Raw genomic sequence first — 22297 nt, 5'->3', positions numbered from 1 at the left:
TTATATCTATAATGAGGGTACCTTAAATGCTGAATGCAAAAAGCTTTTTCAAGAGAAGGATTTTTATGAAGAAAACATGTGCATCATATGTTCTATGTGTTGGTATTTTGGCAAGTTTGATTGTTTCGCTTAACGCAAAAAAATTAACAGTTCCGCAGATTGGATTATTAAACCTTGCATTGGGTGCCCTACCTCAAGTTACTGCACGGTTGAAACTTGCGCAAAAATATTCCCATGATGCATGTGAAATGCTCAATAAAATGAATCAACCTGCTGTGCAGGGAACAGCGAATTCTCAAATGACCAAACAAGCAATTAATGCCCAAATTAAAAAAATGTTTGAGCCCGTGCGTGAATTTTTTGGACAAATTCTTGAGCATAAAGATATGGTTGTTCCACTTATTGCTCAAAGTTTGGCGGCATATCCATCAATGCAACAAGCGACTGCTTCAAGTAAGACTCTTGCAGAAACATCCTATTTGCTTGCGTTTTTTAATGAACATACCAAAGACATTATTGAATTCTTTGAAAAGTGTATAACAAATCAGCAAGATTTTAATCAAATAACACATGAACTCAAATACTTCATGGATGATCTTTTTGAGAGTTTTTCACAACATGTTTTGGAATCATATAATCGCATGATCAAAGATATTCAGGCAAAAAAAGTGACCACGAAACCTTCAACACGAGCAAATATCTCTGAAGAGCTCTTTAAGCAGGTTCTCGAAACACAAGACAATATTCGCGTTGCGTGATTAAATTTTGTTAGGCAGTTGAATCGCAGAGCTGCCTAACAAGTTTTTTAACTTCTTGGTCAAAGCGGTAGGGTGGTGTTTTTGTAAATGCTTGTTTAATTTGTTTGCGATTTGCATTGTCAAAAAGCATCTGCTCGACAAGTGTGTTCAGCTTGCGTAAACTTCTAACTTCTTGTCCAATACCATGTCGTTTGGCAAATTCAAAAACTTTTCTTTCCCAAAAAATAGGTGTAGAAGTTCTATCGAGTAATACGGGAATTTTCATTATCATCGCTTCAGTAACAGTTCCTGGTCCAGGTTTGGTTATGAGCAGCTGGGATGCAGCCATCAGATCAGAAATTTTGAGCGTAAATGGAATGCTCGTATAGCTTACCCAAGGGTTACGAGTAACTTGAGCAATACTTTTTGCAATACTGGTATTTCGCCCAGTGCAAACAAGTATGTGAATGGGTTTTGGAAACTGTGCAAGACGTTTGAAGTATGAATAACTTTGATACGATCCGGCTCCTCCCATAAGCAACATAACAACTGGCTTGTCTTCAGGAATATTCCATTCTTGTCGAATAGCTTTCACTTTTTTTTGTTCAAAAAAGGTTTTTCTAATTGGAACACCAATAGCATGAAACTGTTTTGTTTTAGGGGATAAACCTTGAGATAGATACGTTTCTTTTGTGTAATTGTCAGCCGTAGTAATCACGATGTTGTCGTGATTTGCTTTTTTCATGCCCAGTTTCCACATGGTTAAATCGTAATCAAGGGTGATCATAAGGTAAGGAATTTTGCAATGTTGGGCGGCATTACTTGCAGGGAGATTTATGATTGGCATTACTGATACGACGAGGTCCGGTTTTGTTTTTTCGAAGTATTTGATGAACAATCGTTCCATATGCTTGTTGTTCATCGAAATAAGAGGTGGCCAAATGTAGCGGCAACCAAAATTGAAAAGATTGATCCAACCTCTCTGAAGAACGAGATTATAAAATTCTTCACAATCCATCCGATTTCCCGAGATTTTTTTTATAAAATCAACTGAATGAAGAATTTCTTCCAGTGGTTTGACCGTTTTAATGTTGTAATGAGGAGCAAGAATCGATTCGAGTGCATCACTTGCAGCCAAGTGTCCATAGCCACCTTTACAGGTGAAAAAAAGAAGATTCTTTTTTTGATGGCGTTGATTATTTTCTAGGGCATACAATGAAGTCTGAATCATCATTATGATGGTTACAAGAAGAGAATAAGTACTCCATTTTTGGGGAGAAAGCATTTTTGGCTCCTGCTTTGATTGATCTATTTGGGTAACATTAGAAAAATAGGTGTAGATGAGTCAATAAATACAGTATAGAGAAAAATGAAAAAACAGTGCAGCATAACCTATGCTTTTTTTCTGAAAATTATCAGAATTTATCTTCATACGGAGTAGGGTTGTTTAATTTAATTTTCAGTCCTATATGTATGGGGTAGATATACCCATTTGCATTGTTTATTTCTATTTGATATTATGTAGCTAGTGATATCCTATGTAGAATATTTTAATGTTTAGGGGTTATATTGTGAATAAGAAATTATTTGTATTTATTGCCGTTATGAGCCTTATTAAGGGCTTAAATTGTAGTGAATCAATCGAATTAGACAATAATCAATCTTCAATTGGAGATATTGAAGATTTCGCGGTTCATCGTACATATGCAGTGGGCCCAGGACAGCCTCGGAATTTAGTTGGAAATCTTTTAAGAGAACGAAATGCTTCTAATCAGGTACAGCCAAGAAGCTTCGGTGTTTCACGTATACTTTCATTTGATCATCTTATCTCAGCTATTCCTCGTGATGATATGAGCGATAGCGATGAAAATTCTTATTCTGATAATGATCAACTAGATCATGAAGAATCATTTCAGGAAGAGCGAAGAGAAGATGACGTTCCACCTGCACTCTCTATGCATAATCTTATTCAACCGGTTCTTCCTGGTGAGGATATGGAAGATGGCTATGAAAATTTCGAAGATTCTGATGAAGATTCTGATAATGAAGAATCATCGTTTAGTTATATAGGGCGATAAATTCTATTGCTTGTGTAAAAAATAATAAAGGCCTGGATGTTTATTTAAATCCAGGCCTTTATTATTTTTTACCGTGAAACTATAATCTTTTTGATTATTAAAAAATATAGAACGTTAGGATTTTTATGGTGAGAAAAAGGCTCTTTCTTTGTGTTTTTGGATGCGTATCTTTGTTCGTCATTATTCAATCAAAAATGGACAGCAATTCAATGATTAAAACGGTTTCGCCACATGATTTAAAAACGCTGCTTGATAAAAATGATGTTGTTCTTATTGATGTTCGAGAACCCGCTGAATATCGATCTAAGCACATAGAGGGATCGACCCTTATTTCACTATCACAACTTTCATGTGAACGGCTGCCTTCAAAATCTGGTCATATTGTTATTCACTGTCAGTCGGGAAGACGAAGCTTAGATGCTTGTTTAAAGCTTTTGAGTCAAGATTCATTTTTGAATGTAGCATCTCTTGATGGAGGAATTGTAGCTTGGGAGCAAGCCGGTTTTTCAGTTAAAAAAAATGGGTCCATGATTCCTCTTGATCGACAAACTCAATTTGTTGCAGGTTTTTTAGCATTTACAGGAACAATTTTAGGTACTTTTATTAACCCTGGATTTTATATAATTCCTGGATTTGTTGGGATGGGTTTAATGTTTGCGGGAATTACGGGCTGGTGCGGAATGGCTTTATTGCTTGCAAAAATGCCATGGAATCAATAGTCAAACTCAATGATCAAATACAGGGCACGATATCTCCTTTGGTCCTTAACGACCATTCTTTATACAAGAGATATCGTGCTTGGAAATAATCGTCTTCTTATGAGAGGGAATTTGTAGTTTCAGAATATTTTTTACTTTTTGAGGAGCAGCTTGTTCTCTTTTTTTTATCGATTTCAACTCTGCCAGCCTTAATCTTTAAGAATAATTGATTTTATTTATTGAGAGAAACCTTAAGCTTTATCAACTGGGTTCCAAGAGTTTCTAGTTTCTTTTTGAGTTCAGATAGCTTTCCTGAGAGATTATTAAGTTTTTCTTGTAGCTCGGAGACTGCTTCTGCTGATTTTGGCTCAATTTTATTCTCATTTTTTATTAATTTCGTCTTACGCTGGATAGAATAATCAGTTTGCTCTTTTTTTGCGGGCGATGTTCCTGAAGATGGTTTACTTGGTAATACTTGAGTAGGTTGTGTCGTTTCAATAAGGTTCGTCAATTTCTCTTGAATATTTCCTTGAGAGTGTTGAAATTTTTTATTTATAATATTCACTGCATTCCCTTTATCCGCTCCATATTCAATAAGTAGTTTTATAGGTTTTAAAAATTGATCTTTGCTCGGATTATTAGTCTCGGTGGCTTGTTTTATAATTATTTCCAAAGGAGTTTGATTGTTCGAGTTTTTCTCATTAATTAAAGCAGCAATATTGTTGTTAGTAAGCAAAATTTTCAAGACATCCACATTCCCTGCTTTTGCTGCTGCATGCAATAAGTTATTCATTTGAGAGTCGTTCACCGTTACATCAGACCCACCTATAATAAGCTCATTTGCTATTTCTCGAGCATTTGGATCGGCATTTTTACATGCTGTAAATAATGGAGTTTCACCTTGATTATTGCGTAGCGTTAAGTTAAAGGACACTTTGTTTTTAAAGTCATTAAAAAGTCTCTGGTTACTAGCAAGAATATGAAATAATGAATCGCCAGATTCAGTAATTTTTGATGCAGCTTTGCTCGTGTCAATTATTTTATTTATGGCTATTTTTAATAAATTATAATTAAAATTATTTTGTGGTAATGCTAATATACTTTCAAAGAGCGTTTCAGATGTTTTTGAGCCAAATGAATTAGTAAATGTATGTATTTTAATGAGATCAATAGTGCTGTTTTTAATAATATTAAGCGCGATCGTACTCGCCATCAATGTGGAATTTTTATCAAGTTTTAATGCACAATGAAGAGGTGTTTCTCCTTTGTTATTTATAGCTTCAATGTTTGCTTCGTTTTGAATCAATTTTTTAAAACTTTGTAAATATGTATTAGAAGCAGCCATTTTGTGGAGAGCTGTATTATTTTCTTCATCAACAGATGCATTGACAAGCTTGTTACTAACCAGCCAATCTGCAATTTCATTGTGATACTGAGTTAGAGATTCACCTGTAAGCAGAACTGTGATTGGTTTTATTATAAATGTTATTGAAGGAGATATTGTTGAGTATTCTTTAAATAAATCAGCATTTTGATTTCGGTTTAATAGAGTTTTTATAATTTCTTCTTTTTTTTTCAATGTATCTGATTCAATGGCTATAGCAAGAGGTGTAGCATCTTTTATTTGGATAGAACTATACCGTAATTGTAGTGTATAATCACCTAAGTTAGCGTTTGCATTAACGCTTTTAAAATTTTGTATGCTATTAAGCTTCTCATTTACAATTGCGTCTATAATTTCTGCATCACTTAGTTTCTTTGAAAGTTTATTTGTGCGAGCGATAGAGTAATCAGTACCGCTTGCATGACAGTATTCTTCTGGTAGCGTAATTAAACTTCCAATAAATCCGAAAAAAAACAAAAACTTTTTCATACTATTACCTTAAAATCTTCTTGTATTAATGTGATTTCAAAATACATCGATTTTATAATAGAGAATTATAATGAAGTGAGGCAAGAAAACGATATTTTTAGAGGAAGTAATTGGTGTGCCTAACAGGATTCGAACCTGTGGCCTAGCGATTAGGAATCGCTCGCTCTATCCACCTGAGCTATAGGCACATCAGCATCGAGAATACCTGTTTTGGGCCTGAAGGTGAAGTATTTTTTACCAGATTCATAAAGTTTAATGGTTGGCGTTATTTTTAAACTACATTTTTTTTGGCCAAATGATCTTTTTATAACGAATACTGATGCCAATAATCACCAAAGCAAAAAATAGATGAATTAAAAGTGATTGCCTTAAATCACTATCAAGCCAAAATGGAATAGTTGGTCCGTAAACAATCAGTGGTAAACGACGTAACACAACTTTGACATAAACAAGGCCGGCGTGGACTCCCATGCCGGTGTATAATTTTCCGGTCACAATAAAAATCAGATTTAACAAAAGACCTAGTAAAAAAAGCCCTAGACCAAGTTTCCAGTCTTTTGTCACTAAATTCCAAGGGCAGGTTAAATCATGTACTAGGGAAAAAATAAGCGATGTAATCAAGGCGCTTGAAAATGGCGAAATGAATTGCGCGAAATATTGATACAAGGTTCCTCGAAAAATGAGCTCTTCGCTCCATGCTAAAAGAAATGTAACAAAAAATCCAAATGCAAGACTAAAAATTTTTATTGAGTTGAGCGCAAATGCTCCAGATTCAAATGTTGCAACGTTTCCAAAAACGATACCGCTTAATATCGCAGCATGAAGTCCAAAGAAGAGTCCAAAAAAGGTAAGAAATGGTTTAAGCCAATGTTCTTTCCAGAAGAAGTAAATGCATGAATCTAAAAACTTTTGCCAGAGTGATTGCGCACTGATAATAAGCAACAAAAAAATGTGCGTGATAACCAGGGTCACAAACGCAACTTTTCCAACACCTCTGCTTGCAAGCAAATTAAATGAGGGATCAAGCCATAATGCACAGGGCTGAAGAACCTGAAATGTAACAAAAATAGATAAGGCCGATAATAATACCGGCCTTATAACATTCCATAAAATGTAGACCATGTTGTTGAGCTCGAATGTTTCAAACTTTAAGCAGCGCGGATCTGCTCTTTGAGATGTTTTCCAGCTTTGAAGCGAGGAACATGTGTTGCTGGAAGGTGAATGCGTTGTTTGGTTGCTGGATTGATACCAACGCGCGCTGGGCGTTTTGAAATCCAGAATGTGCCAAAACCGGTAAGAGAAAGTTTGCCGCCTTTTTTCAAGGTGCGTTCAACGATACGTGTGAATGATGCGAGAACCTTTGCGACGTCTTTTTTGCTGAAATTGGTTTCTTCGCTCAACGCGCTTATCAATTCACTCTTATTCATAGAGATCTCCTAAAAAAGTTTGACTTAGAGTTTGTACAGTTTCAGTGTGAAATCTAAATTTTGTTTAAGCGTTTGTCAAGAAAAAGCACAGCAAAGTATGCATACTACAGCGATTTTTTGTATTGATATTTTTATCGAATAAAAAATATTATTATTGGAAAAAGCTTTTTAATGTTTTCTTTTCTGTAAGAAACTTTGTTTTTTAGTGGCTGTACAGGTCATTTTTGAACGTTTACGCTTGGCATAATGAAAGACAATTATACACAGAGGAGTTTGAATGTTTATTGATACTCATTGCCATATAAATATGATGGTTAAAAAAGAGTTTGATGTTCTTCTTGCGCCACATCAAATTGAACAAGCGGTCGATGTTATAAAACGTTCTCAGGCTGCGGGTATTCAAGCATTTATTAATGTTGGAACTTCGGTACCGGAAAGCTTAAATTCCGTTGCTCTTGCTAAGCACTATACCGCAGTATACGCAACGGTTGGTTTGCATCCTTGTGACTGTACTCCAGAGTGGCGCAAGGATTTTGAGCAGATTAAAAAACTTGCTCAACACAAAGAAGAAAACAAAATTGTTGCGATTGGTGAAATCGGTTTAGATTTTTATCACAAACCGTTTGATATGCAACGACAAAAAGATGCTTTTAAGGCGCAAATAGAACTTGCACTTGAATATAAACTACCACTGTCAGTTCACGTTCGTGATGCCGGTGAAGAAACGTTACGCGTGCTTGAAGAATATGCTCGAGAAATAAGAGGCGCAGTTATCCACTGTTTTTCACAAAATAAAGACTTTGCAAATGTAGTTCTTGAATGGGGATTTTATGTTGGTATTGATGCTCCAATAGGGTACCCAAAAAATCAGCAATTACGCGATGTTGCTGCGGCTATCCCACTAGAACGGATTATTCTTGAGACCGATTCTCCATTTTTGCCACCACAAGAGTTTAGGGGCCGGCCGAATAGTCCTGAGTACTTGCCACTTTTTGTACCTGTGATTGCTGAATTAAAAGGCGTTTCAGCACAAGAAGTTGGACGTGTGACAACTGATAATGCTTGTAAATTATTTGGTATAGAGTTGACGTAATAGAAAACGGTGATTTATGGTTAAAAAAAAGCATAAATCACCGAGCGTAGTTTTTTAGTTTGCTGCTTCCAAGCAGGGCAAGCAGGGTGGTATGCAGAGACACCTTGCAAAATCTGGATCGCAATTTTCTAGATTGCAATTCTGTTCATGAAGTATGACAACATAAGATTTATGAGCCGGCTCATAAATCTATCCAAAAAATGCGTGAGCATGCACCAATAACAAAAGAAGATATAGATGTTTTATAGGCTGGGCTATAAATTCTGGTTTATAAATTAATTATAAGAAAGATAAATAAAGTTCTTTTCTAGAAAAAATAGAAGAGTGACGAGCAGAAGCCTCGTCACTCTTGATAGACTTATTTGCAAATTTCAGCTTTTGCGCTGGTAATTTTTGCATTGTCGTCAGCAAGGTCAAGATCGAATGTGCTGATGAGCTTGTCAATTTCTTTGATGAAATCATTACGTTTTGCAATAGAATTATCGAATGACTGCATGGTTGTGGTTAAGTTGTCAAGCAAGATTTTTGCTTGTGCTTCTGATTCTCCCGTATCTTCTGTGATCTCTTCATTTAATGCATCTATTTGAGCTTGTAAAGCAGCTTTTTGCGCTTGCAGTGTAGCAATGTCAGCTGCGGATTTTGTTTTAAGTGCTGAAAGGTCTACCGTTAATAAAGAGATTTGTTCATTTGCACTAGCTGTGTACGAGGCGGTATCTGTACCACACTTTGCAAGAGATGTTCGTAGAGCTGCAAATTTTGCTTTAATGCATGAAAGGGCGTCATCGCGAATAATATCAACCGCATCAAACACTGAGTAGGCCTCTTTTATAGAATTCGTTTTCTCAGTATAAAATGTTGTTGTTGCATCAAGAGAAGTATTCATCGTGCTTGTTGCAGCAATCAAGCGATCCATTTGTTCAAGCCAGTTGGCTGGTAAGTCGGCTTGAGCAGATTTAATCGATACTACGCTGACCAGTACAAGTGTTCCTGTGCGTAAAATATTAAATTTCATATAAAATCTCCTTTGTTACAAATAGATTGTAATTTTTATTATTGATTTTGACAGATAAGTTTTTGGAGTGCTTGCATGTCTGCTTTATCCAAACCTTGATATTGGTAGATTTTCGTTAAAAAACCATCAAGCTTTGTTGCAAACTCTAAGCGTTTTTGTGTGCAAGTTACAAATTTTGCTTTAGCAGCATCTAAGCCAGCAATTGCCTGATCTACTGCAGTTTGGTTCATGCCGAGTAAGGAATTATATTCGTTTTGTAATCGAGTGCGTGTATCATTGAGTGCTGCAATTTGTCCATTCAGTGTTGCAATTTCAGCTGCTGTAGATGCTTTGAGGGTTTCGATTTGGCTTGTAAGATTTGAAATTTTTCCGCCAAGGAGCGTTTGTGTGTTTGAGTAGTTTTGTAAGCAGGTAGTAATATCTGAATTGAGCTTTGAAAATGTAGATTTTGTGCAGTCAGAAAAAGCTTTTCTTATTGCATCAGCACTTACAATTTTATCGGTAAATGCATCAATTAAAACCGTTCTGGTTTGAAAAAAATCAATGGATTTATCTAATTCGCCAGATGCAGTACCTAACTTTTCAAAAACATTTGCAACACCGGCCCAAGGTGTTCCTGCATTCATTGAAGCAACAATAAAGCTGAGGCTTAATTGAAGAAGCTTTTTTTTCATAGCGATACTCCTTTAAATAATGAATGAAAATAGTACGTTCTTTTATTTGTCTTCCTCCGCATTAATAATTTTTTCTGAACAAAGATCTTGTAATGTTTTAATAAGGTCTTCATAGCTATTATTTATTTGATTCAAAAGCATATGAAGAGCTTGATCCATGCTTTGTGCACTAATTTGGTTTTGTAAAATTTTTTCTTCCAGCGCATCTACGTTTAATTGGAGATCTTCCGTGCATTCTTGAAATAAAATATTTTGATTAAACATTGTTGTGTGTAGAGATTGAATCTCGTTATTGAGCTGCTGAATCATTTCTTCTGATGGAACATGAGGATATTGTGGGCATTCTATGACTACTTGATTTAATTGATTAGTCAACTGATTCAGAGTTTCAAGATTGTTTTGAAGAATACAATTTTGAAATGCAACGAGTCTTAAAACGAGATTTGAAAAATTTTTTAGTTTAAAAAGAGCAGATTGCAGGTTTTGTTGGTGGCATAGAATTTGCCTAAATTTGCACGATGTACATGAACTGAGGGGGGGGGGGTAAGAGAAGTAATCGTACAATGAACGTTCAGAATTATGCAAAAAATAAGTTGAAATATGGAGCGTCTTGTCATTGTATAACCAATATTTTAAAAGCGAATCACCGCTTCACATTTATTTTTAAGAAAATTAATCGTTTTTTAGGTTATCACAATATCTGTTGTAAAATTAAGTAAAAAATAATAAATCAAGAAATATGCTTTTTAAAAAGATATTTCTGCAGTTCCGTATATGCTGCTTTCGTTTGGAGTGTTCTTGCCTGAAATCATTTTTTGAAGACCAATAGAAAAACGAGCTTGTTTGTTATAGTAAGCGGTTAAGTGAAGAGCCAAGGTATGGCTTTGCTGTTGAAATTGCTGCTTAAGCGTTCTGGCATCAAACTTATCAGGTTGTGACAAGGGAGTTATTTTTGATTTTGTTTGAAAGAAGAAATGATAATAAAGGGTCAAGTAAAGATCTGCAAAAAAAATATCATTCATGGCATTGCCTACTGTTGCAAAAAACGAAGCGTGTGGGTTGACCTTGCATGAAGCTTTTTGGTCGGCAAACTCCGGAATGACACTATCTACAAGAGAGAATGGTTGCTGTGTGTAGGTCTTAAAGGGAGGAGGAATAAATTTGAGATCTTGATGAGTTTTCATAGAGCTCATTCGAAAAATTTCTTGATGTCGAGGAATGAAATTGGCTTGAAAGAAACAGAGAGGGTTAAAAGTTTTGAGATGGGTTTTTGTAAAGATCTGTCCAAAGAGCCCGATATGAATATTTTGATAATCGGTGATGTAGGGTTGCCAAAGCGTTGATTTTTGAGTTGTCTTACTTAAAGGTACGCCCAGATTTATGCCCCATTGGATATCACGAATTGTGTGGTGATGTGGAACAATGTCTACGACTAAAGAAAAAAGTCCATCACCAAGACCAGACTTAGAATTAAGTGGTTTGTATTCTATGCCTTTGGGCTCAAGTACTGCTCGATTTAAAAAGTCTGAAAAATCTGCGTTAAAATAAGTATAGAATTGATTGATATTAGAATTAACTATGCTTGGTGGTGCGTTGCATTGAAGACTCCCATTGGATATTTTTATAAAAAGACGGTGAATTTTTTCTACATATGAAAAGCTTGCTCGAGTTCTAAAAATAATATTTTTATTTTTTAAGTAGATGGTTTTGAAGTTGTATAAAAATTCGCCTGTTACTATTTTTGCCGTAGATTCTGCATTGAAGGTTAGTTCAGTTGGGGCTAAGCAGGCAAGATATTGTTCTAATCGAGTACCTCCAAATGGAGATCCGACCGGCAAAGTAAAAAGGCCCATATTGGACATCTTTGAAGCTAGAAAAATATCTTGAAGTTGAGGCTTCCCAAAAAGGTAGTTACCCAAAGTGGATTTTTTGCTATTAACATCAAAGGCTTTTGATGCGGTAACATTTTTGATAGAGAACTTGGTGTAATAATCAAAATTTCCATGACCAACCAGCGGTATGTCAAAAAAATGCACATTTCCATATACATTTTCATAAAGGTAAAGCGAGAGCAATGCCATGATAAAGCCTGATAGCCGAATGTTTTTAGTGATATTCATAAAATTTCCTTTACGTACTTTTTATTAAAACCAAGTTGTAAGTAGCATCAAAGCCGTAAAGTTGAGACGTGGAGCTTTCGGAATCTGTTGTATACCAAAGTGAATGCCAGCCAGGGGTAATTTGAACGGTGAATTCATTACTTGAAATTGTTGGAGGAGCATATATTTTTTTATTAATTTCTTTGAGTCGGATCTGTGGGCTTGTGAGTAAAACTATTTTTATCCAACTTGGAAGATTGTTCTGTGTTAGTAAGAGTGGTTGATTTTCTTCTGGTGGAGGAGCTGGACTGTTTTCATTTTGAATCGAGTTTTGACAAGCACATGATTCAAATAAAGCTTCGTCAAGAGAGGTGAGGTTTATTGTTGTGCAACCAGAATCTTGATAAGCCTTCTCAAGCATTTGATGAGCTTTTTGCATCTGCTGCTCAGTTTTACTTATTAAGGCATTAAGCTTTAGGTTTACTGAAGCAATTGAATGCGCTGGATTATTGAGAGGTATTATTGAATTTATAGTGATTACATTAAAAAAAAACCATGAAGAGATATAGAGTAAAGAATTCATGAGAATCAATCTCCTTAAAACTTAATTATAAAAATATAACTCGAATTCTTCTGATCTAAATTAATAATTTTAATGGCATATACAAAAAAAACAAATCTATTAAAAGCGATTTTGATATTGTTTATCGATATCGCTTGAGCCTGGTCATGGTTCTGTCCAAAAAAATATGTGAGCATGCACCAACAACAAAAAACAGTGCAGATACATAAACAAACGGAGTTTGTACTTTTGTTGTTCCAAGATACCAAGCAAGGGCAAAAGGAAAGCTCATAACAAACCAAAACTTGTGAGTGATTGTGCGGTGTCTGATGAGCATGACAAAAATGGTACACGCAACAAGAATAAAGAAGAGGTAAAATTTAGATTTGATTAATGCTGCGCATAAAACGATCGCTATGATAGGCCAAAAAAGGCGTTGCATTTTGCTATCAATATCGATGTCTGGAAAAATTGAGCCAGTCAATGCAAGGCCAATACATAGAGGCATCTGCCACATCATTTGAAATACGTTTGCATTAATCTGGTTGAGTGCGTAAATAAGGACTCCAGCGCATGTTAAGCCGGTAACCAGATGAGTACGATGATTGGGCATAATCTCCTTTTAGGTGAGGCGAGCAAATCGCGTATGGGGGAAGTAAAATTGTAAAATCTTTTTGTAGTCCCATCCTCGAGCAATCAGATCTCGAGCACCACACTGGCAAAGGCCTTGATGATGTCCATGTCCTCGTCCGGTAATAACAATGCGATCGCGCTCTTTTTTAATAGAAAGCGCCAAGCTTTTTATTTTACCTTTAATGCTTGCTTTTAAAGCTTTGCACGGAATAGTAACATTTTTCTTTGAACCAATGAGCTGTATTTTGTGAACAACACCCGATTTATCTTTGTCAAGCGTCTTAACATCTTTGAGCGTGCCAATGTCTTTAAGTTGCTTTGCAAGCGGAGCGTACGATTGTAAATAAGAAAGAAAGGTTTTTTCTTGTAAATCTTCTTTCCAGATGTAGCATGACATATTACGTTTGCAATAGGTACATTGCTGGGTGCGAGAGAGATATGGTTTGCTTGCATCTTGGTGACGCATGTGCCCCGGAATAATGCCGCCGCATGATACATCAAACATGGTGAGTGCAGGAGAGCCTTTATAGGTCAAAATAAGACCTTCGGTCTCTTCAACCGCCTGCCGTAAGTGTTTGAATTGATGATGGCCATTATAAAGCTGGTTAAAATTTGAATTTTTTAAGTCGTACAATCCACTGCGTGGTCGTTGTGCATTGATCAGATAGTAGCAATACGAACGTGACGCTATTGCTTGAATTTTATGCATCTCAAGCGGCCAATACGGAATAGATTCTGAACGAAGTACCGAATAAATATATGTTTCCAGCTCAACATTGTTAATTACCATGAGGGTGTTGGTTTTTTCATCAATCTTAAGAAAGATTTTTCCCTCGTACGATTTACCATTAAATTGTGTACGTTTATAGGGGTTGAAAATAACTAATTCATTTTGTTTAACGTTACGAAAAATACCATCTGGACATTCCAGGCTGATTCTTCCATGTATAACTCGAATCTTAAGTTCGTTTTTACTGATAGAAGCAGTGATTCCCGAATGGAGTGGACTTTCAATTAAAAATCCATTCTTTGATGAAAAAATAAGTTCGGTTGGTTGGGCAGTACTGTGTTCTTCAAGAAGAACACGCACCATACGATGGCTCCGTTTCATTGATGCAGATTTTTTTGTTGTTAGTTGAGATAGTTGGTCAACAGAAGGTGATATTTTTTTTTGTTCGAGGTGTGAAGATTTTTTTTTTGTTGGCAAAATATTTTCTTGTTGCGTGGCAAAGAGCGTACATCCAACACATGGTAATAAATAGAAAAGTAAACGCAATTTCACAGAAATTCTCCTCCACCAACAACAAGCAGATTATTTACAAAAGGGAAACGATAAGCGGGTTATAGTCTGCCACAAATTTGAGAAAATCGGTAGGAATTTTGGTTCTTTTATCAACTCCCTTGTTTGCAAGTGCATCAGCATGCTTGTTGTGTGCACGTACAACATGGGTAAACGTGTGGGGGATATCTTTGAGCATTGCAAGGACTGCAAGGTTGAACTCAATAAGTATTGGATTTTTCACCGAATAAAAACCATTGAGCTGTTTGATGAGCAACTCAGAATCTGAAATAAAATGAAGATACGGTATGGGAATTTGTTTTGATTCGCAATAGGATCTGGCAAAAAATATTGCGAGCAATAATGCTAAATATTCAGCTTGATTATTTGTTTTATTGCCCAAGAATATGCCTTTTTGAATAAGCGGTATTTGATGGTCTACGACATAAATTCCTGCTCCTGACGGCCCAGGGTTTCCACGTGCAGCACCATCAACAAAAATTTGCCAACGTGGCTTAAGTTTGTCCACGGGCGGAGTAGGCGTTTTGATTTTTTTCTCATTTGACTGAGTATCATTTTTTGGTTCGGGTGTGCAACCAAGAATGCTTAATTGTTTTTCCATGATTTAGTATTGTGCTTTAGAGGCCTCAGTTTCTTGTGTTTCATCAAAATACAAAAAGCGGTAACAGTTGCGACATGGAAGAATTTCTTGTTTTTTTAATTTAAGAACGTCTTGCTGTAATGCGTTATAAAAGCAGACGCTGCAACATGTTCCATGAACCGGGACAATAGGGTCTGGCACTTGGTTTCTCATGCGATTATAGCGAACTCTCCATTCCTCAGGGATGGTAAGGGCATATGCTTCACGTTGCGACTCGTATTGCTGTATTTTTTCCTGCATATCACGAATTGCCTGCTCGTCATCAGCAATAAGAAGTTTGATTTCATTGTGCTTTTGTTCATGCATTGCTACTGAATTATTTTGATCATCTTCAGCTTGTTCAAGTCGAATCCAGCTCTTGATTGCGGCATCATCAAGTTCTTGCCGTTTACGCATGAGCCCTGAGAGTTCTTTTTCAAGCGCCATATATTCACGTTGATCTCGAATTGAATCAAGACGATCGCGCTTGCGTTCTTCTTCTTCGCGTAGGGAATTTGCTTGAAGTTGTAGCATGTCAGCATCTTTTTTTGCAGCGATAAATTCTGCTTTGAGTTGTGCTGCGTGCTGTACGAGATCTGCAATTTTGCGATGATGCTCAATAATTTTTTTCTTTTTTTCAACAATAGATTCTGAGAGCTGAATAAGCTCCTGGTCATACTGAACAAGTTTTTTAAGACTTTGCCACAAGGCTTTACCGGTCATAGGTCACCTCTTGGAGCTGCGGGCTGATGTGAAACGATTTCAAGATTTACCAGCACAGGCTTTACACCTAGGCTGGCTTGCTCGTCGTAGCTTGCCAAGCCTGAAGGCGTGGATAAGCGAAGACTGGTGGGCCCACCTGGACTTGAACCAGGGACCATCCGGTTATGAGCCGGGTGCTCTAACCAACTGAGCTATAGGCCCCACCTTATTCATAAAGTTTAAACAAACTTATATCGCTTGTCCAATTTTAAAACAACTTTCAATTATACAGAATCATCACTCACAACTCCATTAATAGTGACATGAGCAGCGCCAAGAATTTCAACATTTAAATTGGCGCTTGCACCAACGCTACTGTTGCCAAAAACAAGGCCATTGTTGAATGATTGTGCAACGTTTGAAAAAGAAAAATCTGGTCGATAAATTCGTACTGTGTCATCATTAACAAAACCACCAACCGCACTTGGAGTGCTTCCACCGGTTGCAAAAAACTCTCCACCAGGACGCCAGTTTGGGTGAACTGTGCCGCCACCAATTGTTGAGTAATCGACTGACGCAAGTGGTGTGAGCGTGAGGCCATCAAACGAGTAGATGCGCAGTTCGTCGGTGTTTGCAAAGCCTCCGCCACTCGATGGGACATATCCTCCAATAAGAAGAGATGATCCGGTTTGGTCCCACGAACAAGCATGAATTCTCGTTCCATATGCTTTTCCGGTGAGTGCGGTGAGCGTTGTACCATTAAAATTATAAAGCCTGAGTTGTTCTGTTGCGGTAAATCCACCAACTGCTGTTTGAAAACGTCCGCCTATTGCAACTGTTGTTCCGCTTGGATGCCATTTTACTGCATGCACTTGTCCTGTTCCACCGCCATATGATTTGCTCGTAACAGAGGCGATTGTTGTTCCATCAAAGCTGAAAATTTTAAATTCATCGCCAACTCCTCCCGCATAACTTCCTCCACATGCAAGATATTGACCTGTTGGGTGCCAGCTGATATCAAGAATGCGGGTTCCAGCCCCATCAGCGCCCCAGTCAATGTCATCGATGAGTGTTAGGGATGATCCATTGAAGCTGTATACTGCAAGTTCATTGCTCGTGGTTGGAAATTCAAGTCCGGCAGCAATATATTTTCCATCAGGGCTAAATTCTGTTGTGTAGACGGTGCCACCTGATATAGGATGTACACTTGCAACGCCGGTGAGTGTTGATCCATTAAATTGATAAACACGAAGAGCATTGGTATTTCCTGCAGCAAAGCCGGTATTACCTCCGCCTGATGGTCCGCCACCACCAATAACAACATATTGTTCGTCTGGGCTCCAGTCGATACCAACAATTGACCCGCTACTATTGCCATAATCTCTGCTTGTCGTTATCGTTAGTGAAACCCCATCAAATTCACAAATAATTAATGTTGATCTTCCAACGCCGCCACTATCAACTAATGCTAAATACTTGCCTGTTGGGCTCCAACGAACGCGTGAAACATCTTGGTCTCGGAAGCTTGTAACTGAAGTCAGTGTTGAAAATGTTGATGAATTGCGGGTGTTAAGAATTACTTTGTTTTCTAAAATTAAATTTCCTTTGGTTATTTGCATGCCTGATGCGGTGGTGTTGAGCGTGCAGCCATTTAAATGAAGCGTTGATGTTCGATCTTGTAAAATAAAAAGATTTTTAGCGTCAGTTCCTGTCGGTGCAAATGAGAAAGCGGTGCTAATATCGAAAAGAAAGCGTGAGTGTGGAGCAACAAAAAGTGGAGATGATGAATAGTAAACAAGAGCAGATGTTCCTGAAAAAATGACATCGTTATGAATATAAATTTTTCCAAAACTGAATGGCATGTCGCCTATCGGGTTAAGGATAACATTATCAAAAGCGAGTTTTGAGCTTGAACTATTGATTCTGATGGGGCCAGAAAAAAGTGAATTACGTGTGTTCTTGAAGGTTAGATTGCGCAGTGTTAATGTTGCATTTGCGTCAATTTGTAGTTGAGCATGCTCTTTGAGTTCGAGTGTTGCACCGTTTCCATCAATAAAAGTATCGCCCGTGAAGTGCAGTATCTTTGATGCGGGAATAGTGAGATTACCATTTAAAACAATACCATGCCCTCGACCGTTAATACGACCGCTTTGTGTAATGGTAACACCTGAATCAAGAACAAGGTCGGTGAGCAAATTCATGGTGCCAAATTGTCGTAAATCAATATCGCCTGAAACTGAAACGACTGTATCAAGAGAAGCGGCCGCGCCATTAACAATCGTGAAACCATTATTGAGTCGTACGTACCCTTGTGCGATTTCACCATTATTAAAAACATGATGCTGATTTTTAAAAACCACTGACGCTGTACCATTTAGGTTGCTTGCGTGTGTGCAACCGAAGCGAGCACTTATCAAGAATATCATTAACAAGACTTGTCTTACTTTCATAAAAATCTTTCTCCTTTTTATAAATAAGAACGTTGATTAATCAATATTATTTTATTTACGTGTACGTTATTACATTACTCCATGAGTTTTAATTAAAAAATCAGTCAACTTACTTGAGTATCCATATTCGTTATCGTACCATGCAAAAACTTTTCCGGTCGTTCCTACCACTTGCGTGAGCAAGCTATCAAAAATGCATGAATGTGTGTTACCAATAAAATCCGAAGAGACAAGAGGTATATCAATGTATTGAATAATATTTTTGTTTAAGTGGGAAGCTTTTTCAAAAGATTCATTAATCGCTTCTTTTGAAAGTGGTTCTTGAGTAGTGAAAGTAAAATCGACAATTGAAACAATGGCGGTTGGAACACGCAATGACGTTGCTTTGATCTTTCCTTCAAGTTCAGGAAAGAGTTTAGTTATTACTTTGTCAGCGCCAGTTTTTGTAGGAATAATGTTGCACGCTGCAGCTCGAGCTCGTCGAGGGTCATGATGTGCAACGTCAAGCAGTACCTGATCGTTCGTGTAGGAGTGTACCGTGGTCATCAAGCCAGAAGTGAGTGTGAAATTATTTTTAAGCACTTGAACCATTGGAGCAAAGCAGTTGGTTGTGCAGCTACCCAGCGAGACGATGTGGTGCTTTGATGCATCGTAAGAATTATGATTAACCCCTGGGATAATCGTGATGTCTTCATCGGTGCCCGGGGCGGTGATAAGAACTTTTTTGGCGCCAGCATTGATGTGTTCCTGTGCCGCTTGGCGTGTGGTAAAGCAGCCTGATGCATCAACAACCCAATCGATATGAAGTTTTTGCCAAGGGAGTAGAGCAGGATCTTTTTGTGCAAAAATTTGAATTTTTTTTTGGTTAATCGAAAGTAGATTATCTTGAAACGAGATTGTTCCTGGAAACTCTCGCATAATGGAGTCGTACTTAAAAAGATGTGCAATGTTATCGGTGCTTGAAGGCCCAATATTAATGGCGACAACATTCAGTTGCGCACAAGCATTTGGGTTACTCAAAATGGTGCGCAAAAACGCACGTCCAATACGACCAAACCCGTTGATTGCAATTTTTATTGCCATCAGAATCCTCTCTTTGTGTTGTCGAGTACAGAAATAGAATGTGTTTTTTTAGCATGAAAACACTCTATACGTGAAGCGATTTGATTGACAATAAATTTATCGATTATTGAAAATATTAAGTCAAAAGTGGTAAATCTAAATTTTTTGCTCAATATATTGAACTGATTGGGCGTTTCGTAGTATTGTGTAAAAAATGCAATTGAATCTCGTTTTTTACACAATTTTCTTAAAGAATCGACTAGATAGGGGTTTAGAATGATTATAGAACTTGAAGCAATATTTTACCTAAAAGCAGAAAACGCTCCTATTTTTGAGATAAGAGCGCTTTTTGAAAAAATCTTATGTGTTAGTTAAGAATTTTATATCTGAAACTTATATTTTTCAATCCAAGCCATGAGATCTGCAACACCTTCTTTTGAAAGGGTGTTGATAACAACATGGGGCTCAAATCCTTTAAGCTCAGGCTTGAGCGCTTCAAATTCTGTATCGGTCAATTTGTCCCGTTTGTTAAAAACATAGAGCATTGGTTTATCTTGTGCACCCAATTCTTCAAGCGTTGTTTTAACGATAGCAATCTGGTCTTTCCATGCCGGATTGCTCATATCAACAACATGGAGCAGGAGGTGTCCATACTTCAACTCAGCAAGTGTCGACTTAAATGCCTCAATCAAGTTGTGCGGTAATTGGCTGATAAAACCAACAGTGTCAGAAATGAGTAACTTTTTTTCAGGCTTGATAAAAAGTTCACGCGTTGTTGTGTCAAGCGTTGCAAAGAGTTTGTCTTCAGCAAGCACATCACTTTTGGCGATGCGGTTGAGCAAGCTAGACTTTCCAGAGTTGGTGTATCCAATGATACAAACCAAAGGAATTGATGTTCCAAGTCGCTGCTTACGCTGCACTTCGCGTGATCGTTCAAGCGTATCAAGCCGTTTTTGAGCTTGGCGTTTTTTTTCAGAAAAGAATCGCTTTAAAACTTCTTTTGCTGTTTCACCAGGGCCTTTATTTCCCAGGTAGCCGGCTTGTTGAGCGAACTCTTCACCTTTACCGATGATACGCGTTTTAAGATATTCAAGTTCAGCCATCTCAACTTGAATCTTACCCTCGGATGTTGTGGCTGAGTTTCTGAAGATCGTTAAAATCAGATGTTCGCGGTCGTGTACTTCGCAGCTCAGTGCATCAGACAGATTTCGTTCTTGCAGAGGGTGCAAATTTTCAGAACACAGAACTTCTTCAATTTCATGTTCGGTACAATATGCTCGAACTTCTTCAAGTTTGCCTTTGGTTAAAAACATGTTGTTATCAGCTGATCGCAGCTTCATAAAAAGCGTGTCGTCGTAATGAATTCCTGATGTTTTTACCAGGCTTAAGAATTCTTCGAAATAATATTCTTGAGATCCTATTTGATTAAATGGGGTGTAAATACCAAGTAAAAGTGTTTTAGGGAATTTTTCAGCAGTTGATTGAGCGGTTCTTTTAGCCATAGTTGGGCTCCTCTGAGTCTCTTTTATGTAAGTATTTTTTTATTCGAGTTGCTTTAAAATTTCTTCACTGAATTGCGATGCAAAATTTGGACCTTGAGCGGTAATAATATTTTCATCATCCAGCACAACACATCCTGCGTCGATGAACTCAATATGTAATTGTTTAAAAATTGCTTTTGCTTGCGCGGTTGGATAAACCGTGGCATGCTGATCTGTTAAAATTCCCGTTTGAGCCACAGGGATACAGGCATAGCAAATAGCAGCAACAAGCTTTTTGTGGCTATGAAAGAACTTAATTGCTTTGATAACCAGCTGGTTGTCCCACAAATAAGTTGTCGAGCCTGGGCCACCAGGAATCACTAACGCATCATAACCTTCAAATTCTTGATCACTCATCTGCTCAAGTAACTTGTTTGGAGTAAATTGCGCACCTTTATGACCAAGGGCATTTCCCTGTGCTAGTCCGGCAACATCAACCGTGTGACCAGCTTCGAGTAGTTCATGATAGGGAGTATTAAATTCAGTCTCTTGATAATCTTTGGGCATGAGAATAAACAGAATCTTGGCCATAGTGTCTCCTTAAAGCTAAAACAAATTTGTTTTAGTATAGATTGCCAGAGAACAAATGCAACGCCCTGTAAGGAGTTTGGCTTTATAGTACGGCCTCGTTTTTTTGTGCAAGTACTGCAAGGTTTTGAGCTCGGTGCTTAGTCAACGGATGGGTAGAGGTAGCTTCTGCGATGGTATCTGCGACTATTCTACGTTTAAGATTCGACATTTTTTCGATCTTAAAAACAGCATTACTAACCTCCTTAGGATCGTCAATGATCGTAGCAGCAGTAGCGTCTGCCTCATTTTCAAAATATCGGCTAAAAAATTTAAGGGTAATAATATCGAGAATATATGGTGCTAGATCAAACGCACTGCAATGCTTGGCCTCACCATCAATAGCAACGCCAAAAGAGGTAATAATAACTCTATTTCTAAGTCCTAAATGTTCGATAAATTTAACTGCAAATAAATGAAAAAGTGCGGTTAATAAAATTTTTTTTGGTACATGATTATGATGTATGTGTGATAATTCATGAGCAATCGTAGCTTCAAGCTCTTGCGGTGAAAGGCATTGAATAAGATCTTCTCCGATACAAATAAGACCAAAATTTTTTGCAAGAGAGAAAGCAAAGGCATTACATTTATAATCAATCCCACAATGTTCTGCTGCCGTGGAGAGAGGGTTACCGGTAAAAATTAAAATGAGTGGGACTGGGATGGAGAGTTTTTCTGCCAATTTGTTTGTCATGCTGTACAAAACTGGAGTTTTGCTTTCATTTGCAACAATCAAACCAGTAGTTGACAAGAGCTTCGAGTGGTTAGGACTTTCTTTGAGCTCGAGCACTTCGCTGTATATTTTGTTTTCAGTTTGAACATCATCTAAAGCAATAAATGTAGAGCTATGAAGTGTGATAAAAGCTTGGGCAAAAACTAATAAAATTACAATTGTTCGAGTGGTTGTGCTAGGCATAGTGGCTCTTTCAGGACAGATATATAAAATTCAGCAAGTAAAAAGGTTGTTAATAATAGTAAATTATAAATAATTAGTAAAGTTCTAATAGAGTTTTTACAAGTCTTATTTCGATATATGTTGGAGCTTTTGAGTGTTGGATTTGTTTATCAAATTGATAAACTCACAAAAATTTATCCAAAGAGTGCTCGCCCAGTTCAGGAAAGAAATACTGGGCCAGTTCTTTTGTTGATACTCAGGTAAGTGATTAATGA

At 37.3% G+C, this 22297-nt stretch carries 22 protein-coding genes and 2 tRNA genes; 4 read left to right on the top strand and 20 right to left on the bottom strand.

The window, feature by feature from the left end:
- Positions 1–65: 65 nt before the first annotated feature.
- The gene (locus tag JST56_01285) at positions 66–758 is read left to right on the top strand and encodes a hypothetical protein (GenBank protein ID MBS1987607.1); all 693 of its coding nucleotides are present in this window, start codon (positions 66–68) and stop codon (positions 756–758) included.
- Between the two features lie 10 nt (positions 759–768).
- Here the strand turns inward: JST56_01285 and JST56_01280 are convergent, their stop codons facing one another.
- Positions 769–2022 (bottom strand): hypothetical protein, encoded by a 1254-nt coding sequence (locus JST56_01280; protein MBS1987606.1) that lies wholly within the window; start codon positions 2020–2022, stop codon positions 769–771.
- A gap of 286 nt (positions 2023–2308) precedes the next feature.
- Here JST56_01280 and JST56_01275 point away from each other — a divergent pair, with 286 nt between their 5' ends.
- Both JST56_01275 and JST56_01270 read left to right on the top strand, forming a co-directional pair.
- Positions 2309–2815: a hypothetical protein gene (locus JST56_01275; protein MBS1987605.1), complete on the top strand. Its 507-nt coding sequence runs from the start codon at positions 2309–2311 to the stop codon at positions 2813–2815.
- 194 nt (positions 2816–3009) lie between these two features.
- On the top strand, positions 3010–3534 hold the full coding sequence (locus tag JST56_01270) for a rhodanese-like domain-containing protein (GenBank protein MBS1987604.1): 525 nt from the start codon (positions 3010–3012) through the stop codon (positions 3532–3534).
- Between the two features lie 211 nt (positions 3535–3745).
- Here the strand turns inward: JST56_01270 and JST56_01265 are convergent, their stop codons facing one another.
- From JST56_01265 to JST56_01250, 4 genes are all read right to left on the bottom strand, one after another.
- Positions 3746–5386 (bottom strand): ankyrin repeat domain-containing protein, encoded by a 1641-nt coding sequence (locus JST56_01265; GenBank protein ID MBS1987603.1) that lies wholly within the window; start codon positions 5384–5386, stop codon positions 3746–3748.
- 111 nt (positions 5387–5497) lie between these two features.
- Positions 5498–5574, bottom strand: a tRNA-Arg gene (locus JST56_01260).
- An 88-nt stretch (positions 5575–5662) separates the two neighbouring features.
- The gene (locus tag JST56_01255) at positions 5663–6508 is read right to left on the bottom strand and encodes a CPBP family intramembrane metalloprotease (protein ID MBS1987602.1); all 846 of its coding nucleotides are present in this window, start codon (positions 6506–6508) and stop codon (positions 5663–5665) included.
- A 26-nt stretch (positions 6509–6534) separates the two neighbouring features.
- Positions 6535–6813, bottom strand: coding sequence for an HU family DNA-binding protein (locus tag JST56_01250; GenBank protein ID MBS1987601.1), 279 nt, complete (start codon positions 6811–6813; stop codon positions 6535–6537).
- Between the two features lie 277 nt (positions 6814–7090).
- Here JST56_01250 and JST56_01245 point away from each other — a divergent pair, with 277 nt between their 5' ends.
- Positions 7091–7906: a TatD family hydrolase gene (locus JST56_01245; protein MBS1987600.1), complete on the top strand. Its 816-nt coding sequence runs from the start codon at positions 7091–7093 to the stop codon at positions 7904–7906.
- Between the two features lie 358 nt (positions 7907–8264).
- On the opposite strand, the gene JST56_01240 is transcribed toward JST56_01245, so the two are convergent.
- The 15 genes from JST56_01240 to JST56_01170 all read right to left on the bottom strand — a co-directional run bounded on the left by JST56_01240 (position 8265) and on the right by JST56_01170 (position 22043).
- Positions 8265–8918: a hypothetical protein gene (locus tag JST56_01240; GenBank protein ID MBS1987599.1), complete on the bottom strand. Its 654-nt coding sequence runs from the start codon at positions 8916–8918 to the stop codon at positions 8265–8267.
- Positions 8919–8956: 38 nt separating this feature from the next.
- Positions 8957–9592: a hypothetical protein gene (locus JST56_01235; GenBank protein ID MBS1987598.1), complete on the bottom strand. Its 636-nt coding sequence runs from the start codon at positions 9590–9592 to the stop codon at positions 8957–8959.
- Between the two features lie 42 nt (positions 9593–9634).
- Positions 9635–9967: a hypothetical protein gene (locus JST56_01230; protein ID MBS1987597.1), complete on the bottom strand. Its 333-nt coding sequence runs from the start codon at positions 9965–9967 to the stop codon at positions 9635–9637.
- 371 nt (positions 9968–10338) lie between these two features.
- Entirely contained in the window at positions 10339–11712 is a 1374-nt protein-coding gene (locus JST56_01225; protein ID MBS1987596.1) for a hypothetical protein, read from the bottom strand.
- 10 nt (positions 11713–11722) lie between these two features.
- Complete coding sequence (locus tag JST56_01220; protein MBS1987595.1) at positions 11723–12274, bottom strand: hypothetical protein; 552 nt, start codon at positions 12272–12274, stop codon at positions 11723–11725.
- Between the two features lie 121 nt (positions 12275–12395).
- Positions 12396–12866 carry a metal-dependent hydrolase gene (locus JST56_01215; GenBank protein ID MBS1987594.1) on the bottom strand — a complete coding sequence of 157 codons (471 nt, stop codon included), beginning with the start codon at positions 12864–12866 and terminating at the stop codon, positions 12396–12398.
- 9 nt (positions 12867–12875) lie between these two features.
- A complete protein-coding gene (locus JST56_01210; protein MBS1987593.1) occupies positions 12876–14168 on the bottom strand; it encodes a SpoIID/LytB domain-containing protein in 1293 nt (430 codons plus the stop codon).
- Between the two features lie 34 nt (positions 14169–14202).
- A complete protein-coding gene (locus tag JST56_01205; protein MBS1987592.1) occupies positions 14203–14787 on the bottom strand; it encodes a ribonuclease HI family protein in 585 nt (194 codons plus the stop codon).
- 3 nt (positions 14788–14790) lie between these two features.
- Positions 14791–15528 carry a hypothetical protein gene (locus JST56_01200; protein ID MBS1987591.1) on the bottom strand — a complete coding sequence of 246 codons (738 nt, stop codon included), beginning with the start codon at positions 15526–15528 and terminating at the stop codon, positions 14791–14793.
- Positions 15529–15652: 124 nt separating this feature from the next.
- A tRNA-Ile gene (locus JST56_01195) sits at positions 15653–15729 on the bottom strand.
- Between the two features lie 62 nt (positions 15730–15791).
- Positions 15792–17957, bottom strand: a complete 2166-nt coding sequence (locus JST56_01190) for a hypothetical protein (protein MBS1987590.1) — start codon at positions 17955–17957, stop codon at positions 15792–15794.
- 69 nt (positions 17958–18026) lie between these two features.
- Positions 18027–19040, bottom strand: coding sequence for a type I glyceraldehyde-3-phosphate dehydrogenase (gene gap, locus JST56_01185; protein MBS1987589.1), 1014 nt, complete (start codon positions 19038–19040; stop codon positions 18027–18029).
- 359 nt (positions 19041–19399) lie between these two features.
- Positions 19400–20521: a GTPase HflX gene (gene hflX, locus JST56_01180; GenBank protein ID MBS1987588.1), complete on the bottom strand. Its 1122-nt coding sequence runs from the start codon at positions 20519–20521 to the stop codon at positions 19400–19402.
- A gap of 39 nt (positions 20522–20560) precedes the next feature.
- Positions 20561–21091, bottom strand: coding sequence for a DJ-1/PfpI family protein (locus JST56_01175; protein MBS1987587.1), 531 nt, complete (start codon positions 21089–21091; stop codon positions 20561–20563).
- Positions 21092–21173: 82 nt separating this feature from the next.
- Entirely contained in the window at positions 21174–22043 is an 870-nt protein-coding gene (locus JST56_01170) for a M48 family metalloprotease (GenBank protein ID MBS1987586.1), read from the bottom strand.
- Positions 22044–22297: the final 254 nt, after the last annotated feature.

This window comes from Candidatus Dependentiae bacterium, from assembly GCA_018266175.1.
GTDB lineage: Bacteria > Babelota > Babeliae > Babelales > RVW-14 > JAFEAY01.
The sequence above is the reverse complement of the archived record's forward strand: the minus strand, read 5'-3'. Positions and strand labels throughout refer to the sequence as shown.

Coding starts and splice junctions, on each gene's coding strand:
- JST56_01285 (MBS1987607.1), top strand. CDS start 66: ATGAAGAAAACATGTGCATCATATGTTCTATGTGTTGGTATTTTGGCA.
- JST56_01280 (MBS1987606.1), bottom strand. CDS start 2,022: ATGCTTTCTCCCCAAAAATGGAGTACTTATTCTCTTCTTGTAACCATC.
- JST56_01270 (MBS1987604.1), top strand. CDS start 3,010: ATGGACAGCAATTCAATGATTAAAACGGTTTCGCCACATGATTTAAAA.
- JST56_01265 (MBS1987603.1), bottom strand. CDS start 5,386: ATGAAAAAGTTTTTGTTTTTTTTCGGATTTATTGGAAGTTTAATTACG.
- JST56_01255 (MBS1987602.1), bottom strand. CDS start 6,508: ATGGTCTACATTTTATGGAATGTTATAAGGCCGGTATTATTATCGGCC.
- JST56_01250 (MBS1987601.1), bottom strand. CDS start 6,813: ATGAATAAGAGTGAATTGATAAGCGCGTTGAGCGAAGAAACCAATTTC.
- JST56_01245 (MBS1987600.1), top strand. CDS start 7,091: ATGTTTATTGATACTCATTGCCATATAAATATGATGGTTAAAAAAGAG.
- JST56_01240 (MBS1987599.1), bottom strand. CDS start 8,918: ATGAAATTTAATATTTTACGCACAGGAACACTTGTACTGGTCAGCGTA.
- JST56_01235 (MBS1987598.1), bottom strand. CDS start 9,592: ATGAAAAAAAAGCTTCTTCAATTAAGCCTCAGCTTTATTGTTGCTTCA.
- JST56_01225 (MBS1987596.1), bottom strand. CDS start 11,712: ATGAATATCACTAAAAACATTCGGCTATCAGGCTTTATCATGGCATTG.
- JST56_01220 (MBS1987595.1), bottom strand. CDS start 12,274: ATGAATTCTTTACTCTATATCTCTTCATGGTTTTTTTTTAATGTAATC.
- JST56_01215 (MBS1987594.1), bottom strand. CDS start 12,866: ATGCCCAATCATCGTACTCATCTGGTTACCGGCTTAACATGCGCTGGA.
- JST56_01205 (MBS1987592.1), bottom strand. CDS start 14,787: ATGGAAAAACAATTAAGCATTCTTGGTTGCACACCCGAACCAAAAAAT.
- JST56_01200 (MBS1987591.1), bottom strand. CDS start 15,528: ATGACCGGTAAAGCCTTGTGGCAAAGTCTTAAAAAACTTGTTCAGTAT.
- JST56_01190 (MBS1987590.1), bottom strand. CDS start 17,957: ATGAAAGTAAGACAAGTCTTGTTAATGATATTCTTGATAAGTGCTCGC.
- gap (MBS1987589.1), bottom strand. CDS start 19,040: ATGGCAATAAAAATTGCAATCAACGGGTTTGGTCGTATTGGACGTGCG.
- hflX (MBS1987588.1), bottom strand. CDS start 20,521: ATGGCTAAAAGAACCGCTCAATCAACTGCTGAAAAATTCCCTAAAACA.
- JST56_01175 (MBS1987587.1), bottom strand. CDS start 21,091: ATGGCCAAGATTCTGTTTATTCTCATGCCCAAAGATTATCAAGAGACT.
- JST56_01170 (MBS1987586.1), bottom strand. CDS start 22,043: ATGCCTAGCACAACCACTCGAACAATTGTAATTTTATTAGTTTTTGCC.